General features: G+C 71.1%; 16 protein-coding genes. 2 read left to right on the forward strand and 14 right to left on the reverse strand.

The window, feature by feature from the left end:
* Positions 1–7 precede the first annotated feature (7 nt).
* A complete protein-coding gene (locus tag CP968_RS14365; RefSeq protein ID WP_150518382.1) occupies positions 8–814 on the reverse strand; it encodes an HAD-IIB family hydrolase in 807 nt (268 codons plus the stop codon).
* Positions 815–955: 141 nt separating this feature from the next.
* On the opposite strand from CP968_RS14365, the gene fahA reads away from it, so the two are divergent.
* Both fahA and CP968_RS14375 read left to right on the forward strand, forming a co-directional pair.
* Positions 956–2,179: a fumarylacetoacetase gene (gene fahA / locus CP968_RS14370; RefSeq protein WP_150518383.1), complete on the forward strand. Its 1,224-nt coding sequence runs from the start codon at positions 956–958 to the stop codon at positions 2,177–2,179.
* 110 nt (positions 2,180–2,289) lie between these two features.
* Complete coding sequence (locus tag CP968_RS14375; protein WP_150518384.1) at positions 2,290–2,904, forward strand: hypothetical protein; 615 nt, start codon at positions 2,290–2,292, stop codon at positions 2,902–2,904.
* 107 nt (positions 2,905–3,011) lie between these two features.
* On the opposite strand, the gene nuoN is transcribed toward CP968_RS14375, so the two are convergent.
* The 13 genes from nuoN to CP968_RS14440 are packed head-to-tail and all read right to left on the reverse strand — an operon-like array spanning position 3,012 to position 18,450.
* Positions 3,012–4,658, reverse strand: coding sequence for an NADH-quinone oxidoreductase subunit NuoN (gene nuoN / locus CP968_RS14380; protein ID WP_373304009.1), 1,647 nt, complete (start codon positions 4,656–4,658; stop codon positions 3,012–3,014).
* Between the two features lie 5 nt (positions 4,659–4,663).
* Positions 4,664–6,265 (reverse strand): NADH-quinone oxidoreductase subunit M, encoded by a 1,602-nt coding sequence (locus CP968_RS14385; RefSeq protein WP_150518386.1) that lies wholly within the window; start codon positions 6,263–6,265, stop codon positions 4,664–4,666.
* Position 6,266: 1 nt separating this feature from the next.
* A complete protein-coding gene (gene nuoL / locus CP968_RS14390) occupies positions 6,267–8,162 on the reverse strand; it encodes an NADH-quinone oxidoreductase subunit L (protein ID WP_150518387.1) in 1,896 nt (631 codons plus the stop codon).
* Positions 8,163–8,174: 12 nt separating this feature from the next.
* Positions 8,175–8,474, reverse strand: a complete 300-nt coding sequence (nuoK, locus tag CP968_RS14395) for an NADH-quinone oxidoreductase subunit NuoK (RefSeq protein ID WP_007265827.1) — start codon at positions 8,472–8,474, stop codon at positions 8,175–8,177.
* Entirely contained in the window at positions 8,471–9,301 is an 831-nt protein-coding gene (locus CP968_RS14400) for an NADH-quinone oxidoreductase subunit J (protein ID WP_150518388.1), read from the reverse strand. The genes nuoK and CP968_RS14400 overlap by 4 nt, the downstream gene beginning before the upstream one ends.
* A complete protein-coding gene (gene nuoI, locus CP968_RS14405; protein WP_150518389.1) occupies positions 9,298–9,885 on the reverse strand; it encodes an NADH-quinone oxidoreductase subunit NuoI in 588 nt (195 codons plus the stop codon). Before nuoI ends, CP968_RS14400 begins: the two co-directional genes overlap by 4 nt.
* Positions 9,886–9,888: 3 nt before the next feature.
* Entirely contained in the window at positions 9,889–11,247 is a 1,359-nt protein-coding gene (nuoH, locus tag CP968_RS14410) for an NADH-quinone oxidoreductase subunit NuoH (RefSeq protein ID WP_150518390.1), read from the reverse strand.
* On the reverse strand, positions 11,244–13,751 hold the full coding sequence (locus CP968_RS14415) for an NADH-quinone oxidoreductase subunit G (RefSeq protein ID WP_150518391.1): 2,508 nt from the start codon (positions 13,749–13,751) through the stop codon (positions 11,244–11,246). The genes nuoH and CP968_RS14415 overlap by 4 nt, the downstream gene beginning before the upstream one ends.
* A complete protein-coding gene (gene nuoF, locus CP968_RS14420; protein ID WP_150518392.1) occupies positions 13,748–15,124 on the reverse strand; it encodes an NADH-quinone oxidoreductase subunit NuoF in 1,377 nt (458 codons plus the stop codon). Before nuoF ends, CP968_RS14415 begins: the two co-directional genes overlap by 4 nt.
* Positions 15,124–15,861 (reverse strand): NADH-quinone oxidoreductase subunit NuoE, encoded by a 738-nt coding sequence (gene nuoE, locus CP968_RS14425; protein ID WP_150518393.1) that lies wholly within the window; start codon positions 15,859–15,861, stop codon positions 15,124–15,126. The genes nuoF and nuoE overlap by 1 nt, the downstream gene beginning before the upstream one ends.
* Positions 15,858–17,180: an NADH-quinone oxidoreductase subunit D gene (locus CP968_RS14430; RefSeq protein ID WP_150518394.1), complete on the reverse strand. Its 1,323-nt coding sequence runs from the start codon at positions 17,178–17,180 to the stop codon at positions 15,858–15,860. The genes nuoE and CP968_RS14430 overlap by 4 nt, the downstream gene beginning before the upstream one ends.
* Complete coding sequence (locus CP968_RS14435; protein WP_150518395.1) at positions 17,180–17,899, reverse strand: NADH-quinone oxidoreductase subunit C; 720 nt, start codon at positions 17,897–17,899, stop codon at positions 17,180–17,182. The genes CP968_RS14430 and CP968_RS14435 overlap by 1 nt, the downstream gene beginning before the upstream one ends.
* Complete coding sequence (locus CP968_RS14440) at positions 17,896–18,450, reverse strand: NuoB/complex I 20 kDa subunit family protein (RefSeq protein WP_007265818.1); 555 nt, start codon at positions 18,448–18,450, stop codon at positions 17,896–17,898. The genes CP968_RS14435 and CP968_RS14440 overlap by 4 nt, the downstream gene beginning before the upstream one ends.
* Positions 18,451–18,459: the final 9 nt, after the last annotated feature.

Below are 18,459 nucleotides of genomic sequence, written 5' to 3' on the forward strand. Positions count from 1 at the left end.
GGCCGCGTCAGGCGAAGAGGCGTTCCAGGACCACCGCGATCCCGTCGTCCTCGTTCGACAGGGTCATCTCGTCGGCCACGGCCACCAGCTCGCGGTGGGCGTTGGCCATCGCCACCCCGCGGGCGGCCCAGGCGAACATGGGGATGTCGTTGGGCATGTCCCCGAAGGCGATCGTCCCGGCCGCCCGGGCGTCCAGGAAGGCCGCCGCCCGCGCCAGTCCGCTGGCCTTGTCGATGCCGGGCGGCTGGAGCTCGACCGTGTGCTCCCCCGCCATGGTGACGTTGACGAGGTCGCCGACCACCGACCGGGCCACCCGCGTCAGCTCGTCGTCGTCCAGCCGCGGGTGCTGGAGCAGCACCTTGTTGATGGGGGCCGACCACAGGTCGCTGCGGCGCGGCACCCGGACCGTGGGCAGGTGCGGGTGCCACATCCGGTAGCCCGGCCCTATCAGCATCTCCGCGTCCAGCCCCTCCTGGTTGACGGCCGCGTACACCTCGCCGATCTCCGCCTCGATCTTGCCGAGGGCCACTTCGGCCAGCCCCCGGTCCATGGAGACGGAGTGCAGCAGCACCCCGCGCGCCGCGTCGTACACCTGCGCGCCCTGCCCGCACACCGCGAGCCCCTCGTAGCCGAGGCCGTCCAGGACGTGCCGGACCTGTGGGACCGGGCGGCCCGTGACGACGATGTGCCGGGCGCCGGCGGCGCGGGCGGTGGCGAGTGCCCGGCGGGAGCGGGCCGAGACGGTGTCCCCGGCGCGCAGCAGAGTCCCGTCCAGGTCGGTGGCGATCAGGTCATAGGGGAGGGCGGAAGTCACCGGGCCAAGGATACGGACCCCCTCGGACAAGTCCTACAAATAGCGCCCGAATCCGGCCTCCCGCAGGCCCCACCGGCCACGTAACGTGTCAACGAGCCACCGGGACACCCCCGGACCGCGTCGAAAGCGAGGCAGCATCCCATGCCCCAGCAGAGCCCCCTCGAAGTACCCGAGGGCGACCCGTTCGGGCCGCACAACCTGCCCTACGGCGTCTTCTCCACCGCCCGGGAGGACCGCCGGCGGATCGGTGTCCGCATCGGCGGGCACGTGCTCGACGCGGGCGCGGCCGCCGCCGCGCTCGGTTCCCCGTACGCCGGACTGCTCGGACAGCCCTCCCTCAACCCGCTGCTGGCCGCCGGGCGCACCGCCTGGCGCGACGTGCGCCGGGCCCTGACCGCCTGGGTCACCGACCCCGGGCACCGGCCGGCCGTGGAGCCGCACCTGCTGCCGCTGGACGAGGTCGTGCTGCACCTGCCGTACGAGGTCGCCGACTACGTCGACTTCTACGCGAGCGAGCACCACGCCACCAACGTCGGGAAGATCTTCCGCCCGGACGGGGACGCCCTGACGCCCAACTGGAAGCACCTGCCGATCGGTTACCACGGCCGGTCGGGCACGATCGTCGTCTCGGGCACCGACGTCGTACGGCCCTCCGGCCAGCGCAAGGCCCCCACCGACCCGGTGCCGGTCTTCGGCCCGTCCGTCAAGCTCGACATCGAGGCCGAGGTCGGCTTCGTCGTCGGCGCCCCCTCCGAGCTCGGGCGCCCGGTGCCGCTGGCCGGGTTCGAGGACCACGTCTTCGGCCTCTTCCTCCTCAACGACTGGTCGGCGCGCGACATCCAGGCCTGGGAGTACGTGCCGCTGGGCCCCTTCCTCGGCAAGTCCTTCGCCACCTCGGTCTCCGCCTGGGTCACGCCGCTGGAGGCCCTGGACGCGGCGCGCACCGCCCCGCCCGCCCGCGACGTCCCGCTGCTGCCCTACCTCGACGACGCGGGCGACGACCGGCCCGGCGGCTTCGACCTGCGCATCACCGTGTCCGTCAACGGGCAGGAGATCGCGCGGCCGCCGTTCGCCTCCATGTACTGGACCGCCGCCCAGCAGCTCGCGCACATGACCGTCAACGGTGCTTCGCTGCGCACCGGCGACGTCTTCGGCTCCGGCACGGTCAGCGGGCCGCGGACGGACCAGCGCGGCTCGCTGCTGGAGCTCACCTGGAACGGCCGCGACGCCATCGAGCTCTCCGACGGCAAGCGCACGTTCCTGGAGGACGGGGACACCGTCACCCTGACCGCGTGGGCCCCGGGCCCCGACGGCACCCGGGTGGGCCTCGGCGAGGTCACCGGCCGCATCACCGCGGCGCGCTAGGACGGCCCGGCGGCGGGCCGCACTCCTTTGGGTGCGGCCCGCGTGCGCGGGCCGGAGCGGGCCGGGATGGTGGACGGGACCGGGTCCGTACCCCACCGCAAGGAGCCGCCATGCCCGTCCGCAGACTGAAGACCGCGCTCGCCTGCACGGCCGCCGCGTCGCTCTGCCTGGCGGCCCTGGCCCCGGCGGCGCACGGGGTGGACGGCCCGGCGCCCGACCCGCGCAACCGGCAGGCCATGCGCGACATGGCGACGGCGATGCGGGTGACGGCCAAGTACGTGGACGAGCGGGCGGCCCTCAGGGACGGGTACGTCCCGCACGGCGAGAGCTGCATGAACAACCCGTTCGGGGCGGGTGCCATGGGCTACCACTACGTCAAGCAGGCCAACTGGGGTTCGAAGGACCCCGCCAGGCCGACCGCACTGCTCTACAGCAGGGAGAAGGACCGCAACGGCCGGCGCACGCTCCAGACGGTGGAGTGGATGTCCACCGACCGGGACCAGGACCTGAAGACGACCGACGACCGGCCGACGATGTTCGGGCTGCCCTTCGACGGGCCCATGCCCGGCCACTGGGCGGGCATGCCCAAGCACTACGACCTCCACATGTGGGCGTACAAGGAGAACCCGGCCGGCCGCTTCCACAACTGGAACCCGGCGCTGACCTGCCCCGGCAAGAAGCCCGCCCCGGCCCACCCGGACCCGGAGCACGCGCACGGCCACTAGAACGCCCCTGCGGTCAGATCGTGCTCGGGCGACGCGCTACGCGGTAGCACGTACGCCGCACGGGCCCGGCCCCCCTCGGGGGCCGGGCCCGTGCGGCGTACGGGTGGTCAGCGGACGAACGTGCTCGCCTGCCCGGCCAGGTCCAGGAAGTACTGCGGGGCCACGCCCAGCACCAGGGTCACCGCGACGCCCACCGCGATGGTGGTCATGGTCAGCGGCGAGGGGACGGCCACGGTCGGGCCGTCGGTCTTCGGCTCGCTGAAGAACATCAGCACGATCACCCGGACGTAGAAGAACGCGGCGATGGCGGACGAGATCACACCGACCACGACCAGCACCCCGGCCCCGCCCTCCGCCGCCGCCTTGAACACGGCGAACTTGCCGGCGAAGCCCGACGTCAGCGGGATGCCGGCGAAGGCGAGCAGGAACACGGCGAAGACCGCCGCCGTCAGCGGCGAACGGCGCCCGAGACCCGCCCACTTCGACAGGTGCGTCGCCTCGCCGCCCGCGTCGCGCACCAGCGTGACCACCGCGAAGGCGCCGATCGTCACGAAGGAGTACGCGCCCAGGTAGAAGAGGACGGCCTGGACGCCCTCCGCCGAGGTCGCGATGACACCGGCCAGGATGAAGCCCGCGTGCGCGATCGAGGAGTACGCCAGCAGCCGCTTGACGTCCGTCTGGGTCACGGCGATCACCGCGCCCGCCAGCATCGTGACGATCGCGACGCCCCACATCACCGGACGCCAGTCCCAGCGCAGGCCCGGCAGCACCACGTACAGCAGCCGCAGCAGCGCGCCGAAGGCGGCCACCTTCGTCGCCGCCGCCATGAAGCCGGTGACCGGGGTCGGGGCGCCCTGGTAGACGTCCGGGGTCCACATGTGGAAGGGGACCGCGCCGACCTTGAAGAGCAGGCCCATCAGGATCAGCGCGCCGCCGATCAGCAGCAGCGCGTCGTTGCCCATGGTGGCCGCCAGCGCCGGGTCGACGGTGGTGACGGTGCCGTCGACCACGTCGGCGATCACCGCGTACGAGACCGAGCCCGCGTAGCCGTAGAGCAGGGCGATGCCGAAGAGGAGGAAGGCGGAGGAGAAGGCGCCCAGCAGGAAGTACTTCACCGCGGCCTCCTGCGACATCAGCCGCTGGCGGCGGGCGACGGCGCAGAGCAGGTACAGCGGGAGGGAGAAGACCTCCAGCGCGATGAACAGGGTCAGCAGGTCGTTGGCCGCCGGGAAGATCAGCATGCCGGCGACGGCGAACATGGCCAGCGGGAAGACCTCGGTGGTGGTGAAGCCCGCCTTCACGGCGGCCTTCTCGCTGTCGCTGCCCGGTACCGACGCCGCCTGGGCGGCGAAGGAGTCCACCCGGTTGCCGTGCGCGGCCGGGTCGAGGCGCCGCTCGGCGAAGGTGAACACCGCCACCACCGACGCCAGCAGGATGGTGCCCTGGAGGAAGAGCGCCGGGCCGTCCACGGCGATGGCGCCCATGGCCGCGATGCGCGCCTTGGTGCTCCCGTACCCGCCGGCGGCGAGGCCGACGACCGCCGCGAAGGCCGAGGCCAGTGCGGCGACGGCCAGGAACACCTGGACGTGGTAGCGGGCCTTGCGCGGGACGAAGGCCTCGACGAGGACTCCGACGATCGCCGCGCCCACCACGATCAGCGTGGGCGCGAGCTGCGCGTATTCGATGACCGGCGCCGGGATCCGGTCGACCGGTCCCTCGGCAGCCAGCGTCCACAGGCTCTGGGCAGCAGTCAGGGTGCTCACTTGGCCGCCTCCCCCTTCTCGGCGGGTACGGCCTCGACCGCCACCTCGGGCTTCGGGTCGGTCTGTTTGACGTCCGACATGGTGTGCTGCACCGCCGGGTTGACGATGTCGGTCAGCACCTTGGGGTACACGCCCAGCCCGATCAGCAGCACGATCAGCGGGGCGACCACCAGCACCTCCCGTACGCGCAGGTCCGGCATGGTGCGGACCTCCTCCTTCACGGGGCCGGTCATCGTGCGCTGGTAGAGCACCAGGGTGTAGAGCGCGGCCAGCACGATGCCGGTGGTGGCGATGATCCCGACGACCGGGTAGCGGGCGAACGTGCCGACCAGGACGAGGAACTCGCTGACGAAGGGGGCCAGCCCCGGCAGCGAGAGGGTGGCGAGGCCGCCGATCAGGAAGGTGCCGGCCAGGACCGGGGCCACCTTCTGCACGCCGCCGTAGTCGGCGATGAGCCGCGAGCCGCGCCGCGAGATCAGGAAGCCGGCGACCAGCATCAGCGCCGCCGTCGAGATCCCGTGGTTGACCATGTAGAGCGTCGCCCCGGACTGGCCCTGGGAGGTCATCGCGAAGATGCCCAGGATGATGAAGCCGAAGTGCGAGATCGACGCGTAGGCGACCAGCCGCTTGATGTCCCGCTGGCCGACCGCGACCAGCGCCCCGTAGACGATGCTGATCAGGGCCAGGACCAGGATCACCGGCGTGGCCCACTTGCTGGCCTCGGGGAAGAGGCCGAGGCAGAAGCGCAGCATCGCGAAGGTGCCGACCTTGTCGACGACCGCGGTGATCAGGACGGCGACCGGGGCCGTGGCCTCGCCCATCGCGTTCGGCAGCCAGGTGTGCAGCGGCCACAGCGGGGCCTTCACCGCGAAGGCGAAGAAGAAGCCGAGGAACAGCAGCCGCTCGGTGTTGGTCGCCATGTCGAGCGTGCCCGCGGCGCGGGCCGCGGTGATCTCCTGGAGCGAGAAGTTCCCGGCGACCACGTAGAGCCCGATGACGGCGGCCAGCATGATGAGGCCGCCGACCAGGTTGTAGAGGAGGAACTTGACGGCCGCGTACGAGCGCTGCGCGGCCGCGTTCTCGTCGGAGCCCGCGTGGGCCCGGTCGCCGAAGCCGCCGATGAGGAAGTACATCGGGATGAGCATGGCTTCGAAGAAGATGTAGAAGAGGAAGACGTCGGTGGCCTCGAAGGAGATGATCACCATCGCCTCGACCATGAGGATCAGGGCGAAGAAGCCCTGGGTCGGGCGCCAGCGCGAGGACTGCGTCTCCAGCGGGTCGGCGTCGTTCCAGCCGGCCGCGATCACGAAGGGGATGAGCAGGGCGGTGAGGGCGATGAGCACCACCCCGATGCCGTCCACCCCGAGCTCGTAGCGGACGCCGAAGTCGGCGATCCACGCGTGGGATTCGGTGAGCTGGTAGCGGTCGCCACCGGGCTCGAAGCGGACCGCGACGACCACGGCCAGGGCCAGCGTCGCCAGCGAGAACAGCAGCGCGAGCCATTTGGCGGCGGTCCGGCGGGCGGCCGGGACGGCCGCCGTCAGGATCGCGCCGACCGCGGGCACCGCCGCCGTCACCGTCAGAAGCGGGACATTCATCTCACACCGCCCTCATCAGCAGGGTCGCGGCGATCAGGATCGCCGTGCCCCCGAACATCGAGACCGCGTAGCTGCGGGCGTAGCCGTTCTGCAGCTTGCGCAGCCGGCCCGACAGCCCGCCGACCGAGGCGGCCGTCCCGTTGACCACGCCGTCGACCAGGCTGTGGTCCACGTAGACGAGCGAGCGGGTCAGGTGCTCCCCGCCGCGCACCAGCACGACGTGGTTGAAGTCGTCCTGGTAGAGGTCCCGCCGGGCCGCCCGGGTGAGGAGCGAGCCGCGCGGGGCGACGACCGGGACGGGCTTGCGGCCGTACATCGACCAGGCGACGGCGACACCGACGACCAGGACGGCCATGGTGGCCGCGGTGACCGTCAGGGCGCTGACCGGCGGGTGGCCGTGCTCGTAGCCGGTGACGGGCTCCAGCCACTTCAGGAACCGCTCGCCGATCTCGAAGAACCCGCCGGCGAAGACCGACCCGAAGGCCAGGACGATCATCGGGATGGTCATGGACCTCGGGGACTCGTGCGGGTGCGGGGCGTGGCCCTCGGCGTCGGGCTGCCAGCGCTTCTCGCCGAAGAAGGTGAGGAGCATGACGCGGGTCATGTAGAACGCGGTGATGCCGGCGCCCAGCAGGGTCACGCCGCCCAGGATCCAGCCCTGGGTGCCGCCCTTGGCGAAGGCCGCCTCGATGATCATGTCCTTGGAGAAGAAGCCGGACAGGCCGGGGAAGCCGATGATCGCGAGGTAGCCGAGGCCGAAGGTCACGAAGGTGATCGGCATGTGCGTGCGCAGGCCGCCGTACTTGCGCATGTCGACCTCGTCGTTCATCCCGTGCATCACGGAACCCGCGCCGAGGAAGAGGCCGGCCTTGAAGAAGCCGTGCGTGACCAGGTGCATGATGGCGAAGACGTAGCCGATCGGGCCGAGGCCGGCGGCCAGGATCATGTAGCCGATCTGCGACATCGTCGAGCCCGCGAGGGCCTTCTTGATGTCGTCCTTCGCGCAACCGACGACCGCACCGAAGAGCAGCGTGACCGCGCCCACGACGGTGACGACCAGCTGCGCGTCGGGGGCCCCGTTGAAGATGGCGCCGGAGCGGACGATCAGGTAGACGCCCGCGGTGACCATGGTGGCGGCGTGGATGAGGGCGGAGACCGGGGTCGGGCCCTCCATCGCGTCACCGAGCCAGGACTGCAGCGGCACCTGGGCGGACTTGCCGCACGCGGCCAGCAGCAGCATCAGGCCGATCGCCGTCAGCGTGCCCTCGGAGGTCTCGCCGACGGCACCGAGCACCGGCCCGAAGGCGAACGTTCCGAAGGTGGTGAACATCAGCATGATCGCGATCGAGAGGCCGATGTCGCCGACCCGGTTGACCAGGAAGGCCTTCTTCGCGGCGGTGGCCGCGCTGGGCTTGTGCTGCCAGAAGCCGATCAGGAGGTACGAGGCGAGGCCGACGCCCTCCCAGCCGAAGTACAGCAGCAGGTAGTTGTCGGCGATGACCAGCAGGAGCATCGCCGCGACGAACAGGTTGAGGTAGCCGAAGAAGCGGCGCCGGCGCTCGTCGTGCTCCATGTACCCGATCGAGTACACGTGGATGAGCGTGCCGACCCCGGAGATCAGCAGGACGAAGGTCATCGACAGCTGGTCCAGCTGGAAGGCCATGTCGGCCTGGAAGCCCTCCACCGGGATCCAGCTGAACAGGCGCTGGTGCAGGGTCCGGTCCTCGGCCCCGCGTCCCAGCATGTCCGCGAAGAGGGCGACGCCGAGGCCGAAGGAGACGGCCGCGAGCAGGGTGCCGATCCAGTGGCCGGCCTTGTCGAGGCGGCGGCCGCCGCACAGCAGCACCACCGCTCCGAGCAGGGGCGCCGCCACCAGCAGCGCAATCAGATTCTCCACTGTGAACGCCCCTTACAGCTTCATCAGGCTGGCGTCGTCGACCGAGGCCGAGTGGCGGGTACGGAAGAGCGACACGATGATCGCGAGGCCCACCACGACCTCCGCGGCGGCGACGACCATCGTGAAGAACGCGATGATCTGGCCGTCGAGGTTGCCGTGCATCCGCGAGAAGGTGACGAAGGCGAGGTTGCAGGCGTTGAGCATCAGCTCGACGCACATGAACAGCACGATCGCGTTCTTGCGGATCAGCACCCCGGCCGCACCGATGGTGAACAGCAGGGCCGCCAGGTACAGGTAGTTGACCGGATTCACTTCGAGGCCTCCTCACGGCCGAGCCGCTCCGAGGACCGCTGCTCCAGTGCCTTGAGGTCGTCGAGCGCCTGGCCGGAGACGTCCCGGATCTGGCCGCGGGCGCGCAGCGTCTTGCTGACGGTGAGCTCGGACGGGGTGCCGTCCGGCAGCAGGCCGGGGACGTCGACCGCGTTGTGCCGGGCGTAGACGCCGGGGGCGGGCAGCGGCGGGAGCTGGACGCCCTCGCGGACGCGGCGCTCGGCCAGCTCGCGCTGGGTGGCGGCGCGCTCGGTGCGCTCGCGGTGGGTGAGCACCATCGCGCCGACGGCCGCGGTGATCAGCAGCGCGCCGGTCATCTCGAAGGCGAAGACGTACTTGGTGAAGATCAACTGGGCCAGGCCCTCGACGTGGCCGGCGGAGTTGATCCGGCCCAGCCCGTTGAAGTGGGTGAGCCCGGCGTTGCCGATGCCGGCGATCAGCAGGATGCCGAAGCCGAGGCCGCACAGGGCGGCCAGCCAGCGCTGCCCCTTGATGGTCTCCTTGAGGGAGTCGGCGGCGGTGACGCCGACGAGCATGACCACGAAGAGGAAGAGCATCATGATCGCGCCGGTGTAGACGACGACCTGGACGACGCCCAGGAAGTACGCGCCGTTGGCGAGGTAGAAGACGGCCAGGATGATCATCGTCCCGGCCAGGCTCAGCGCGCTGTGCACGGCCTTCTTCATCAGGATCGTGGCCAGGGCGCCGACGACGGCGACCGTCCCCAGGACCCAGAACTGGACGGCCTCGCCCGTGGAGGTCAGGGAGGTCGCGGCGAGCGAGGTCGCTGCGGTGGCGGCGGCGCTCATGCCTGCACCTCCCCGGAGGGCTCGGCGACCTCGCCCCGGGACACCGCGACCTGCCGGACCGTGCCCGGGGCGGCCCCCGTCACCAGCCCGCGGTAGTAGTCGGTGTCGTCGGTGCCGGGGAAGATCGAGTGCGGTGCCTCGACCATGCCCTCGGTGAGGCCGGCGAGCAGCTGCTCCTTGGTGTAGATGAGCGACTCGCGGCTGGAGTCGGCCAGTTCGAACTCGTTCGTCATGGTCAGCGCCCGTGTCGGGCACGCCTCGACGCACAGCCCGCACAGGATGCAGCGGGCGTAGTTGATCTGGTAGACGGCGCCGTACCGCTCACCCGGGGAGTAGCGCTCCTCCTCGGTGTTGTCCGCGCCCTCGACGTAGATCGCGTCGGCGGGACAGGCCCAGGCGCACAGTTCGCACCCGATGCACTTCTCCAGACCGTCCGGGTGCCGGTTGAGCTGATGCCGTCCGTGGAAGCGCGGAGCGGTGGTCTTCTGCTGCTCCGGGTACTGCTCGGTGAGGCGCTTCTTGAACATGGCCTTGAAGGTCACGCCGAAGCCGGCCACCGGGTTCTGCCACTTGTCGTCGGACATCTCTCAAGCCTCCTCTCGGTCGTTGTCGGTGTTCGCCCCGCCGCTGGCGATCAGCTCCCGCTCGCCGCGCGCCCGTCGGCGCGGTACGGGGGCCGACTGCTGGCCGGGCTTGGGCGGTACGGGGAACCCGCCCGCCATCGGGTCGAAGGGCTCGGCCGCGGCCGCCGTGCCGGCCTCCTCGGCGGCGGCCCGTTCGCGCTTGTCGCGGAAGAGGTCGACGACGAAGGAGAGGAGCAGGATCGCCACGACGGCGCCGCCCACGTAGAGGACGATCTCGCTGAAGTCGTAGGCCTCGTTGCGCAGGGCGCGGACGGTGGCGACGAGCATCAGCCAGACCACGGAGACCGGGATCAGGACCTTCCAGCCGAGCTTCATCAGCTGGTCGTAGCGCACGCGCGGGAGCGTGCCGCGCAGCCAGATGAAGAAGAAGAGGAGCAGCTGGACCTTGATGACGAACCAGAGCATCGGCCACCAGCCGTGGTTCGCGCCCTCCCAGAAGGTGCTGATCGGGTACGGGGCCCGCCAGCCGCCCAGGAAGAGGGTGACCGAGACGGCCGAGACGGTGACCATGTTGACGTACTCGGCGAGCATGAACAGCGCGAACTTGATGCTGGAGTACTCGGTGTTGAAGCCGCCGACGAGGTCGCCCTCGGACTCCGGCATGTCGAAGGGGGCGCGGTTGGTCTCGCCGACCATCGTGATGACGTAGATGATGAAGGAGACCGGCAGCAGCACGATGTACCAGCGGTCCGCCTGGGCCTCCACGATCGCCGAGGTCGACATCGACCCGGAGTAGAGGAAGACGGAGGCGAAGGCCGCGCCCATCGCGATCTCGTAGGAGATCATCTGCGCGCAGGAGCGCAGGCCGCCGAGGAGCGGGTAGGTCGAGCCGGAGGACCAGCCGGCCAGGACGATGCCGTAGATGCCGACCGAGGCCACGGCGAGGATGTAGAGCATCGCGATGGGCAGGTCGGTCAGCTGCATCGTGGTGCGCTGGCCGAAGATGGAGACCTCGTTGCCCGCGGGCCCGAAGGGGATGACCGCGATGGCCATGAAGGCCGGGATCGCCGCGATGATCGGGGCGAGGACGTAGACGACCTTGTCGGCCCGCTTGACGATCAGGTCTTCCTTGAGCATCAGCTTCACGCCGTCGGCGAGCGACTGGAGCATGCCCCAGGGGCCGTGCCGGTTGGGGCCGATGCGCAGCTGCATCCAGGCGACGACCTTGCGCTCCCACACGATGGAGAACAGCACGGTCACCATCAGGAAGGCGAAGCAGAACACCGCCTTGAGGACGACGAGCCACCAGACGTCGCGGCCGAAGAGGGAAAGGTCCTCCGCGGCGAGCTGTACCGCGTTCACGCGCCCACCTCCGCAGTGGTGTCGCCTGCGCCGGCCGGGGTCGCCGGGCCGATGCGTACGAGGGTGCCCGGGCGGGCGCCGGTGTCGGCGAGGACGCCGGAGCCGGTGGAGTTCAGCGGGAGCCAGACGACCCGGTCGGGCATCTCGGTGATCCGCAACGGCAGTTCGACGGTTCCGGCCGGGCCGGTGACCGCGAGGACGTCGCCGTTCTTGACGCCCGTCTCGGCGGCCGTGGCGGCCGAGAGCCGGGCCGCGGCCTCGTGCCGGGTGCCGGCGAGGGCGTCGTCGCCGTCCTGGAGGCGGCCCTGGTCGAGGAGGAGCCGGTGGCCCGCGAGGACCGCCTCGCCCGCTCCGGGCCGCGGCAGCGGCTCGGTGCCGGTGGACTGCTCGGTCGCGAGCGCCCCCTCCCAGGGGCCGAGCCGCTCCAGCTCGCGGCGTACGGCGTGGACGTCGGGCAGGGCGATCGGCCGGTCGGCCGCGTCGGCCAGCATGTGCAGCACGCGGGAGTCGGCGGGGGCCAGGCGGCGGGTCATCTGGTCGGGCTTGAGCGCGGCCTCGAAGGGCCGGAGCCTGCCCTCCCAGTTGATGAACGCGCCGGCCTTCTCGGCGACGGCGGCGACCGGGAGGACCACGTCGGCGTGGTCGGTGACCTCGCTCGGCCGCAGTTCCAGCGAGACCACGAAGGCCTCCTGGAGCGCGGTGCGGGCGCGGGCCGGGTCGGGCAGGTCGGTGACCTCCACGCCCCCGACCAGCAGGGCGGCCAGTTCGCCGCCGGCCGCGGCCTCGACGATCTGGCCGGTGTCGCGGCCGTAGCGGTGCGGGAGCTCGTCCACGCCCCAGGCGGTGGCGACCTCGTCGCGGGCCCGCGGGTCGGTGGCCGGACGGCCGCCGGGCAGCAGGGACGGCAGCGCGCCCGCCTCGACGGCGGCCCGCTCCCCGGCCCGGCGCGGGATCCACACCAGCTCGGCGCCGGTCGCGGTGGCGGCCCGTACGGCGGCGGTCAGCGCGCCGGGCACCCCGGCGAGCCGCTCGCCGACGACGATGACCGCCCCGGGCCCGCGCAGTGCCTCGGCGGCCTCGGCGCCGCCGGCCTCCAGGCCGGTGCGGGTGGCCAGCGCGTCGAGCCACTCGGGCTCGGTGCCGGGCGCGGCGGCCAGCAGGGTGCCGCCCGCCTTCTGCAGGCCGCGGGTGGCGAAGGGGGCCAGGGCGAAGGTCCGCTGCTTGTGCCTGCGGTGGCCCTTGCGCAGCCGCAGGAAGACGCCGGGGGCCTCCTCCTCGGCCTCGATGCCGACGAGGAGCACGGCCGGGGCCGACTCCAGCGAGGTGAAGGTGGGGCCGGTGCCGTCGAGGTCCTTGCCGGTGCCGGCGACGGAGGCGGCCAGGAAGTCGGCCTCCTCCGCGCTGTGCACGCGGGCCCGGAAGTCGATGTCGTTGGTGTCGAGGACCACGCGGGCGAACTTGGCGTACGCGTAGGCGTCCTCGACGGTCAGCCGGCCGCCGGTCAGTACGCCGGACCGGCCGCGCGCCGCCGCGAGTCCGTTCGCCGCGGCCTCCAGGGCCTCGGGCCAGCTCGCCGGGGCGAGGACCCCGTCGGTGCCGCGCACCAGCGGGGTGGTGAGCCGGTCGGGGCGCTGCGCGTAGCGGAAGCCGAAGCGGCCCTTGTCGCAGATCCACTCCTCGTTGACCTCGGGGTCCTCGGCGGCCAGGCGGCGCAGCACCTTGCCGCGCCGGTGGTCGGTGCGGGTCGCGCAGCCGCCCGCGCAGTGCTCGCACACGCTCGGGGAGGAGACGAGGTCGAAGGGGCGGGAGCGGAACCGGTAGGCGGCCGAGGTGAGGGCGCCGACGGGGCAGATCTGGATGGTGTTGCCGGAGAAGTACGACTCGAACGGGTCGCCCTCGCCGGTGCCGACCTGCTGGAGCGCGCCGCGCTCCAGCAGCTCGATCATCGGGTCGCCGGCGATCTCGTTGGAGAAGCGGGTGCAGCGCGCGCACAGGACGCAGCGCTCGCGGTCCAGCAGCACCTGGGTGGAGATGGCGACGGGCTTCTCGTAGGTGCGCTTGCGGCCCTCGAAGCGGGATTCGGCGTTGCCGTGCGACATGGCCTGGTTCTGCAGCGGGCACTCGCCGCCCTTGTCGCAGACCGGGCAGTCCAGCGGGTGGTTGATGAGCAGCAGCTCCATCACCCCGCGCTGGGCCTTGTCGGCGACCTCGGAGGTGAGCTGGGTCTTGACGACCATGCCGTCGGTGCAGGTGATGGTGCAGGAGGCCATCGGCTTGCGCTGGCCCTCGACCTCGACGATGCACTGGCGGCAGGCGCCGGCGGGCGGGAGGAGGGGGTGGTCGCAGAACCGGGGGATCTCGATGCCGAGCTGTTCGGCGGCCCGGATGACCAGGGTCCCCTTGGGCACGGACATCTCGATGCCGTCGATGGTCAGCGAGACCAGGTCCTCGGGCGGCACCGCGGCCTCGCCGCCACCGGCGGGAGCGTTCGTGGTGACGGTCATGCGTTCACCTCCGTGTCAGCCCAGAGGGTCGACTTCTTGGGGTCGAAGGGGCAGCCCCGGCCCGTGATGTGCTGCTCGTACTCCTCGCGGAAGTACCTGAGCGAGGAGAAGATCGGGCTGGCGGCGCCGTCGCCGAGGGCGCAGAACGACTTGCCGTTGATGTTGTCGGCGATGTCGTTGAGCTTGTCCAGGTCGGACATGACGCCCTTGCCGGCCTCGATGTCCCGCAGCAACTGCACGAGCCAGTAGGTGCCTTCGCGGCAGGGGGTGCACTTGCCGCAGGACTCGTGGGCGTAGAACTCGGTCCACCGGGTGACGGCCCGCACCACGCAGGTCGTCTCGTCGAAGCACTGGAGCGCCTTGGTGCCGAGCATGGAGCCGGCCGCGCCGACGCCCTCGTAGTCGAGGGGGACGTCGAGGTGCTCGTCGGTGAACATCGGGGTGGAGGAGCCGCCGGGGGTCCAGAACTTCAGCCGGTGGCCGGGCCGCATCCCGCCGCTCATGTCGAGGAGCTGGCGCAGGGTGATGCCGAGCGGTGCCTCGTACTGGCCGGGTCCGGAGACGTGCCCGGAGAGCGAGTACAGGGTGAAGCCGGGGGACTTCTCGGTGCCCATCGCCTTGAACCAGTCCTTGCCCTGGTTCAGGATCGCGGGGACGGAGGCGATGGACTCGACGTTGTTCACCACGGTGGGGCACGCGTACAGCCCCTCGACGGCGGGGAAGGGCGGCCGCAGCCGGGGCTGGCCGCGCCGGCCTTCGAGGGAGTCGAGCAGGGCGGTCTCCTCGCCGCAGATGTACGCTCCCGCGCCCGCGTGCACCGTGATGTCGAGCTTGAGCCCGCTGCCGAGCACGTCCTCCCCGAGGTAGCCGGCCGCGTACGCCTCGCGCACCGCCTCGTGCAGGCGGCGCAGGACCGGGACGACCTCGCCGCGCAGGTAGATGAACGCGTGCTCGGAGCGGATCGCGTAGCAGGCGATGATCATTCCCTCGATGAGGGAGTGCGGGTTGGCGAAGAGGAGGGGGATGTCCTTGCAGGTCCCCGGCTCCGACTCGTCCGCGTTCACGACGAGGTAGTGCGGCTTGCCGTCGCCCTGCGGGATGAACTGCCACTTCATGCCGGTGGGGAACCCCGCGCCGCCGCGTCCGCGCAGACCGGAGTCCTTGACGTAGGCGATCAGGTCGTCGGGGGTCATCGCGAGCGCCTTGCGCAGGCCCTCGTACCCCTCGTGGCGCCGGTAGGTCTCCAGCGTCCACGACCCGGGTTCGTCCCAGAACGCCGAGAGGACGGGCGCGAGGAGCTTCTCGGGGCTGGATCCGCCGCCGGCCTCGGGCCGGGAGCCGCCTCCGTTGCTCAGTTCCGATGACACGGTCATCACTCCCCTCCCTCGGCGGTGGCCTCGCCCCGCGGGTGCACGATCGAAGGCTGCGGGGATTCGCCGCGGGCGATGCGCAGGCCGATGAGGGAGGCCGGGCCGGCGCCGCCGGTGGCCTCCACCGCGCCGTCGCGCTCGTCCGGGAACCCGGCGAGGATGCGGGCCGTCTCCTTGTACGTGCACAGCGGCGCGCCGCGGGTCGGTGCCACGGGGCGGCCGGCCAGCAGGTCGTCGACCACGGCCTTGGCGGACTCGGGGGTCTGGTTGTCGAAGAACTCCCAGTTCACCATCATCACGGGGGCGAAGTCGCAGGCCGCGTTGCACTCGATGTGCTCCAGCGTGACCTTGCCGTCCGGGGTGGTCTCGTTGTTGCCGACCCCGAGGTGTTCCTTGAGCTCGTCGAAGATGGCGTCGCCGCCCATGACGGCGCACAGGGTGTTGGTGCAGACGCCGACCTGGTAGTCGCCGGAGGGCTTGCGGCGGTACATCGTGTAGAAGGTGGCCACGGCCGTGACCTCGGCGGTGGTCAGGCCCAGCACCTCGGCGCAGAAGCGGATGCCGGTGCGCGAGACGTATCCCTCCTGCGACTGCGTGAGGTGGAGCAGCGGCAGCAGTGCGGACCGGCTGTCGGGGTAGCGGGCGATGACCTCGGCCGCGTCCGCCGCGAGCCGCTCGCGGACCTCCGCCGGATAGTCCGGGGCGGGGAGCTGGGGCATGCCCAGCGAGATGTCGGTCATCGGTCGACGCCTCCCATCACGGGGTCGATGGAGGCGACGGCGACGATGACGTCGGCGACCTGGCCGCCCTCGCACATCGCCGCCATGGCCTGCAGGTTGGTGAAGGACGGGTCGCGGAAGTGGACCCGGTAGGGGCGGGTGCCGCCGTCGGAGACCACGTGGACGCCGAGTTCGCCCTTGGGCGACTCGACGGCCGCGTACGCCTGGCCGGCCGGGACCCGGAAGCCCTCGGTCACCAGCTTGAAGTGGTGGATGAGGGCTTCCATGGAGGTGCCCATGATGTTCTTGATGTGGTCGAGCGAGTTGCCGAGTCCGTCCGGGCCCATGGCGAGCTGCGCGGGCCAGGCGATCTTCTTGTCGGCGACCATGACCGGTCCCGGCTCCAGCCGGTCCAGGCACTGTTCGACGATCCGCAGCGACTGGCGCATCTCCTCCAGGCGGATCAGGAACCGCCCGTAGGAGTCGCAGGTCTCGGTGGTCGGCACGTCGAACTCGTAGGTCTCGTAACCGCAGTACGGGTCGGACTTGCGCAGGTCGTGCGGGAGGCCGGCGGAGCGCAGGATCGGTCCGGTGGCGCCGAGCGCCATGGCGCCGGTGAGGTCGAGGTAGCCGACGTCCTGCATGCGGGCCTTGAAGATGGGGTTGCCGGTGGCGAGCTGGTCGTACTCCGGCAGGTTCTTCTTCATGGTCTTGATGAACGCGCGCAGTTGGTCGACGGCGCCGGGGGGCAGGTCCTGCGCGAGGCCGCCGGGGCGGACGAACGCGTGGTTCATGCGCAGGCCGGTGATCAGCTCGAAGACGTCGAGGATGAGCTCGCGGTCCCGGAACCCGTAGATCATGATCGTGGTCGCGCCCAGCTCCATGCCGCCGGTGGCGATGCACACCAGGTGGGAGGAGAGCCGGTTGAGCTCCATCAGGAGCACCCGGATGACGCTCGCGCGGTCGGGGATCTGGTCGGTGATGCCGAGGAGCTTCTCGACGCCGAGGCAGTAGGCCGTCTCGTTGAAGAACGGCGTCAGGTAGTCCATGCGCGTGACGAAGGTGGTGCCCTGCGTCCAGTTGCGGTATTCGAGGTTCTTCTCGATGCCGGTGTGCAGGTAGCCGATGCCGCAGCGGGCCTCGGTGACCGTCTCGCCGTCGATCTCCAGGATCAGGCGGAGCACGCCGTGGGTGGACGGGTGCTGCGGTCCCATGTTGACGACGATCCGCTCGTCGTCCGCGCGGGCCGCCGACTGGACGATCTCGTCCCAGTCGCCGCCGGTGACGGTGTAGACGAGGCCTTCGGTGGTCTCCCGGGAGGAGGCGTGTGAAGTGGACATCAGCTGTACGACCTCCGCTGGTCGGGAGCCGGGATCTGGGCGCCCTTGTACTCGACGGCGATGCCGCCGAGCGGGTAGTCCTTGCGCTGCGGGAAACCCTGCCAGTCGTCCGGCATCATGATCCGGGTGAGCGCCGGGTGCCCGTCGAAGACCAGGCCGAAGAAGTCGTAGGTCTCGCGCTCGTGCCAGTCGTTGGTCGGGTAGACCGCGACGAGCGAGGGCACGTGCGGGTCGGCGTCCGGCGCGGACACTTCCAGCCGCAGCAGGCGCCCGTGGGTGAGCGAGCGCAGGTGGTAGACGGCGTGCAGCTCGCGGCCCTTGTCGCCGGGGAAGTGCACGCCGGAGACGCCGGTGCAGAGCTCGAAGCGCAGCGCCGGGTCGTCGCGCAGGGTGGAGGCGACCCGGACGAGGTGCTCGCGGGCGATGTGGAAGGTGAGCTCGCCCCGGTCGACCACCGTCTTCTCGATGGCGTTGCCGGGGGCCAGGCCCTGTTCCTCCAGGGCGCCTTCGAGCTCGTCGGCCACTTCGTCGAAGTAGGAGCCGTACGGGCGGGAGGTGGCCCCGGGGAGGGCCACGGTGCGGACGAGGCCGCCGTAGCCGCTGGTGTCGCCGCCCGCGGCGGCTCCGAACATGCCCTTGCGGACGCCGATGACCTCGGGTCCCCGGCCCCGGGGTGCGGGGAGGGTGCCGCCGTTCTCCGGCTCTTGGGTGTCGCTCACCGGAGCAGCCCCTTCATCTCGATGGTGGGGAGTGCCTTGAGGGCCGCCTCCTCCGCTTCGCGGGCGGCCTCTTCCCGGTTCACGCCGAGCTTCGAGCCCTGGATCTTCTGGTGGAGCTTGAGGATCGCGTCCATGAGCATCTCGGGGCGGGGCGGGCAGCCGGGGAGGTAGATGTCCACCGGGACGATGTGGTCGACGCCCTGGACGATCGCGTAGTTGTTGAACATGCCGCCCGAGGAGGCGCACACCCCCATGGAGATGACCCATTTGGGAGCGGGCATCTGGTCGTAGACCTGGCGCAGCACCGGCGCCATCTTCTGGCTGACCCGGCCGGCCACGATCATCAGGTCGGCCTGGCGCGGGGAGCCGCGGAAGACCTCCATGCCGAAGCGGGCCAGGTCGTACCGGCCCGCTCCGGTGGTCATCATCTCGATGGCGCAGCAGGCGAGGCCGAAGGTCGCGGGGAACACGGATGACTTGCGCACCCAGCCCGCGGCCTGCTCGACGGTGGTCAGCAGAAAGCCGCTCGGCAGCTTCTCTTCCAGTCCCATGGAAAATTC

Origin of the sequence: Streptomyces subrutilus (assembly GCF_008704535.1) — a bacterium.
Classification (GTDB): Bacteria; Actinomycetota; Actinomycetes; order Streptomycetales; family Streptomycetaceae; genus Streptomyces; species Streptomyces subrutilus.

Coding starts and splice junctions, on each gene's coding strand:
- CP968_RS14385 (WP_150518386.1), bottom strand. CDS start 6,265: ATGAATGTCCCGCTTCTGACGGTGACGGCGGCGGTGCCCGCGGTCGGC.
- CP968_RS14430 (WP_150518394.1), bottom strand. CDS start 17,180: ATGTCCACTTCACACGCCTCCTCCCGGGAGACCACCGAAGGCCTCGTC.
- CP968_RS14440 (WP_007265818.1), bottom strand. CDS start 18,450: ATGGGACTGGAAGAGAAGCTGCCGAGCGGCTTTCTGCTGACCACCGTC.
- CP968_RS14415 (WP_150518391.1), bottom strand. CDS start 13,751: ATGACCGTCACCACGAACGCTCCCGCCGGTGGCGGCGAGGCCGCGGTG.
- nuoI (WP_150518389.1), bottom strand. CDS start 9,885: ATGTCCGACGACAAGTGGCAGAACCCGGTGGCCGGCTTCGGCGTGACC.
- nuoE (WP_150518393.1), bottom strand. CDS start 15,861: ATGACCGACATCTCGCTGGGCATGCCCCAGCTCCCCGCCCCGGACTAT.
- CP968_RS14375 (WP_150518384.1), top strand. CDS start 2,290: ATGCCCGTCCGCAGACTGAAGACCGCGCTCGCCTGCACGGCCGCCGCG.
- fahA (WP_150518383.1), top strand. CDS start 956: ATGCCCCAGCAGAGCCCCCTCGAAGTACCCGAGGGCGACCCGTTCGGG.
- nuoF (WP_150518392.1), bottom strand. CDS start 15,124: ATGACCGTGTCATCGGAACTGAGCAACGGAGGCGGCTCCCGGCCCGAG.
- CP968_RS14400 (WP_150518388.1), bottom strand. CDS start 9,301: ATGAGCGCCGCCGCCACCGCAGCGACCTCGCTCGCCGCGACCTCCCTG.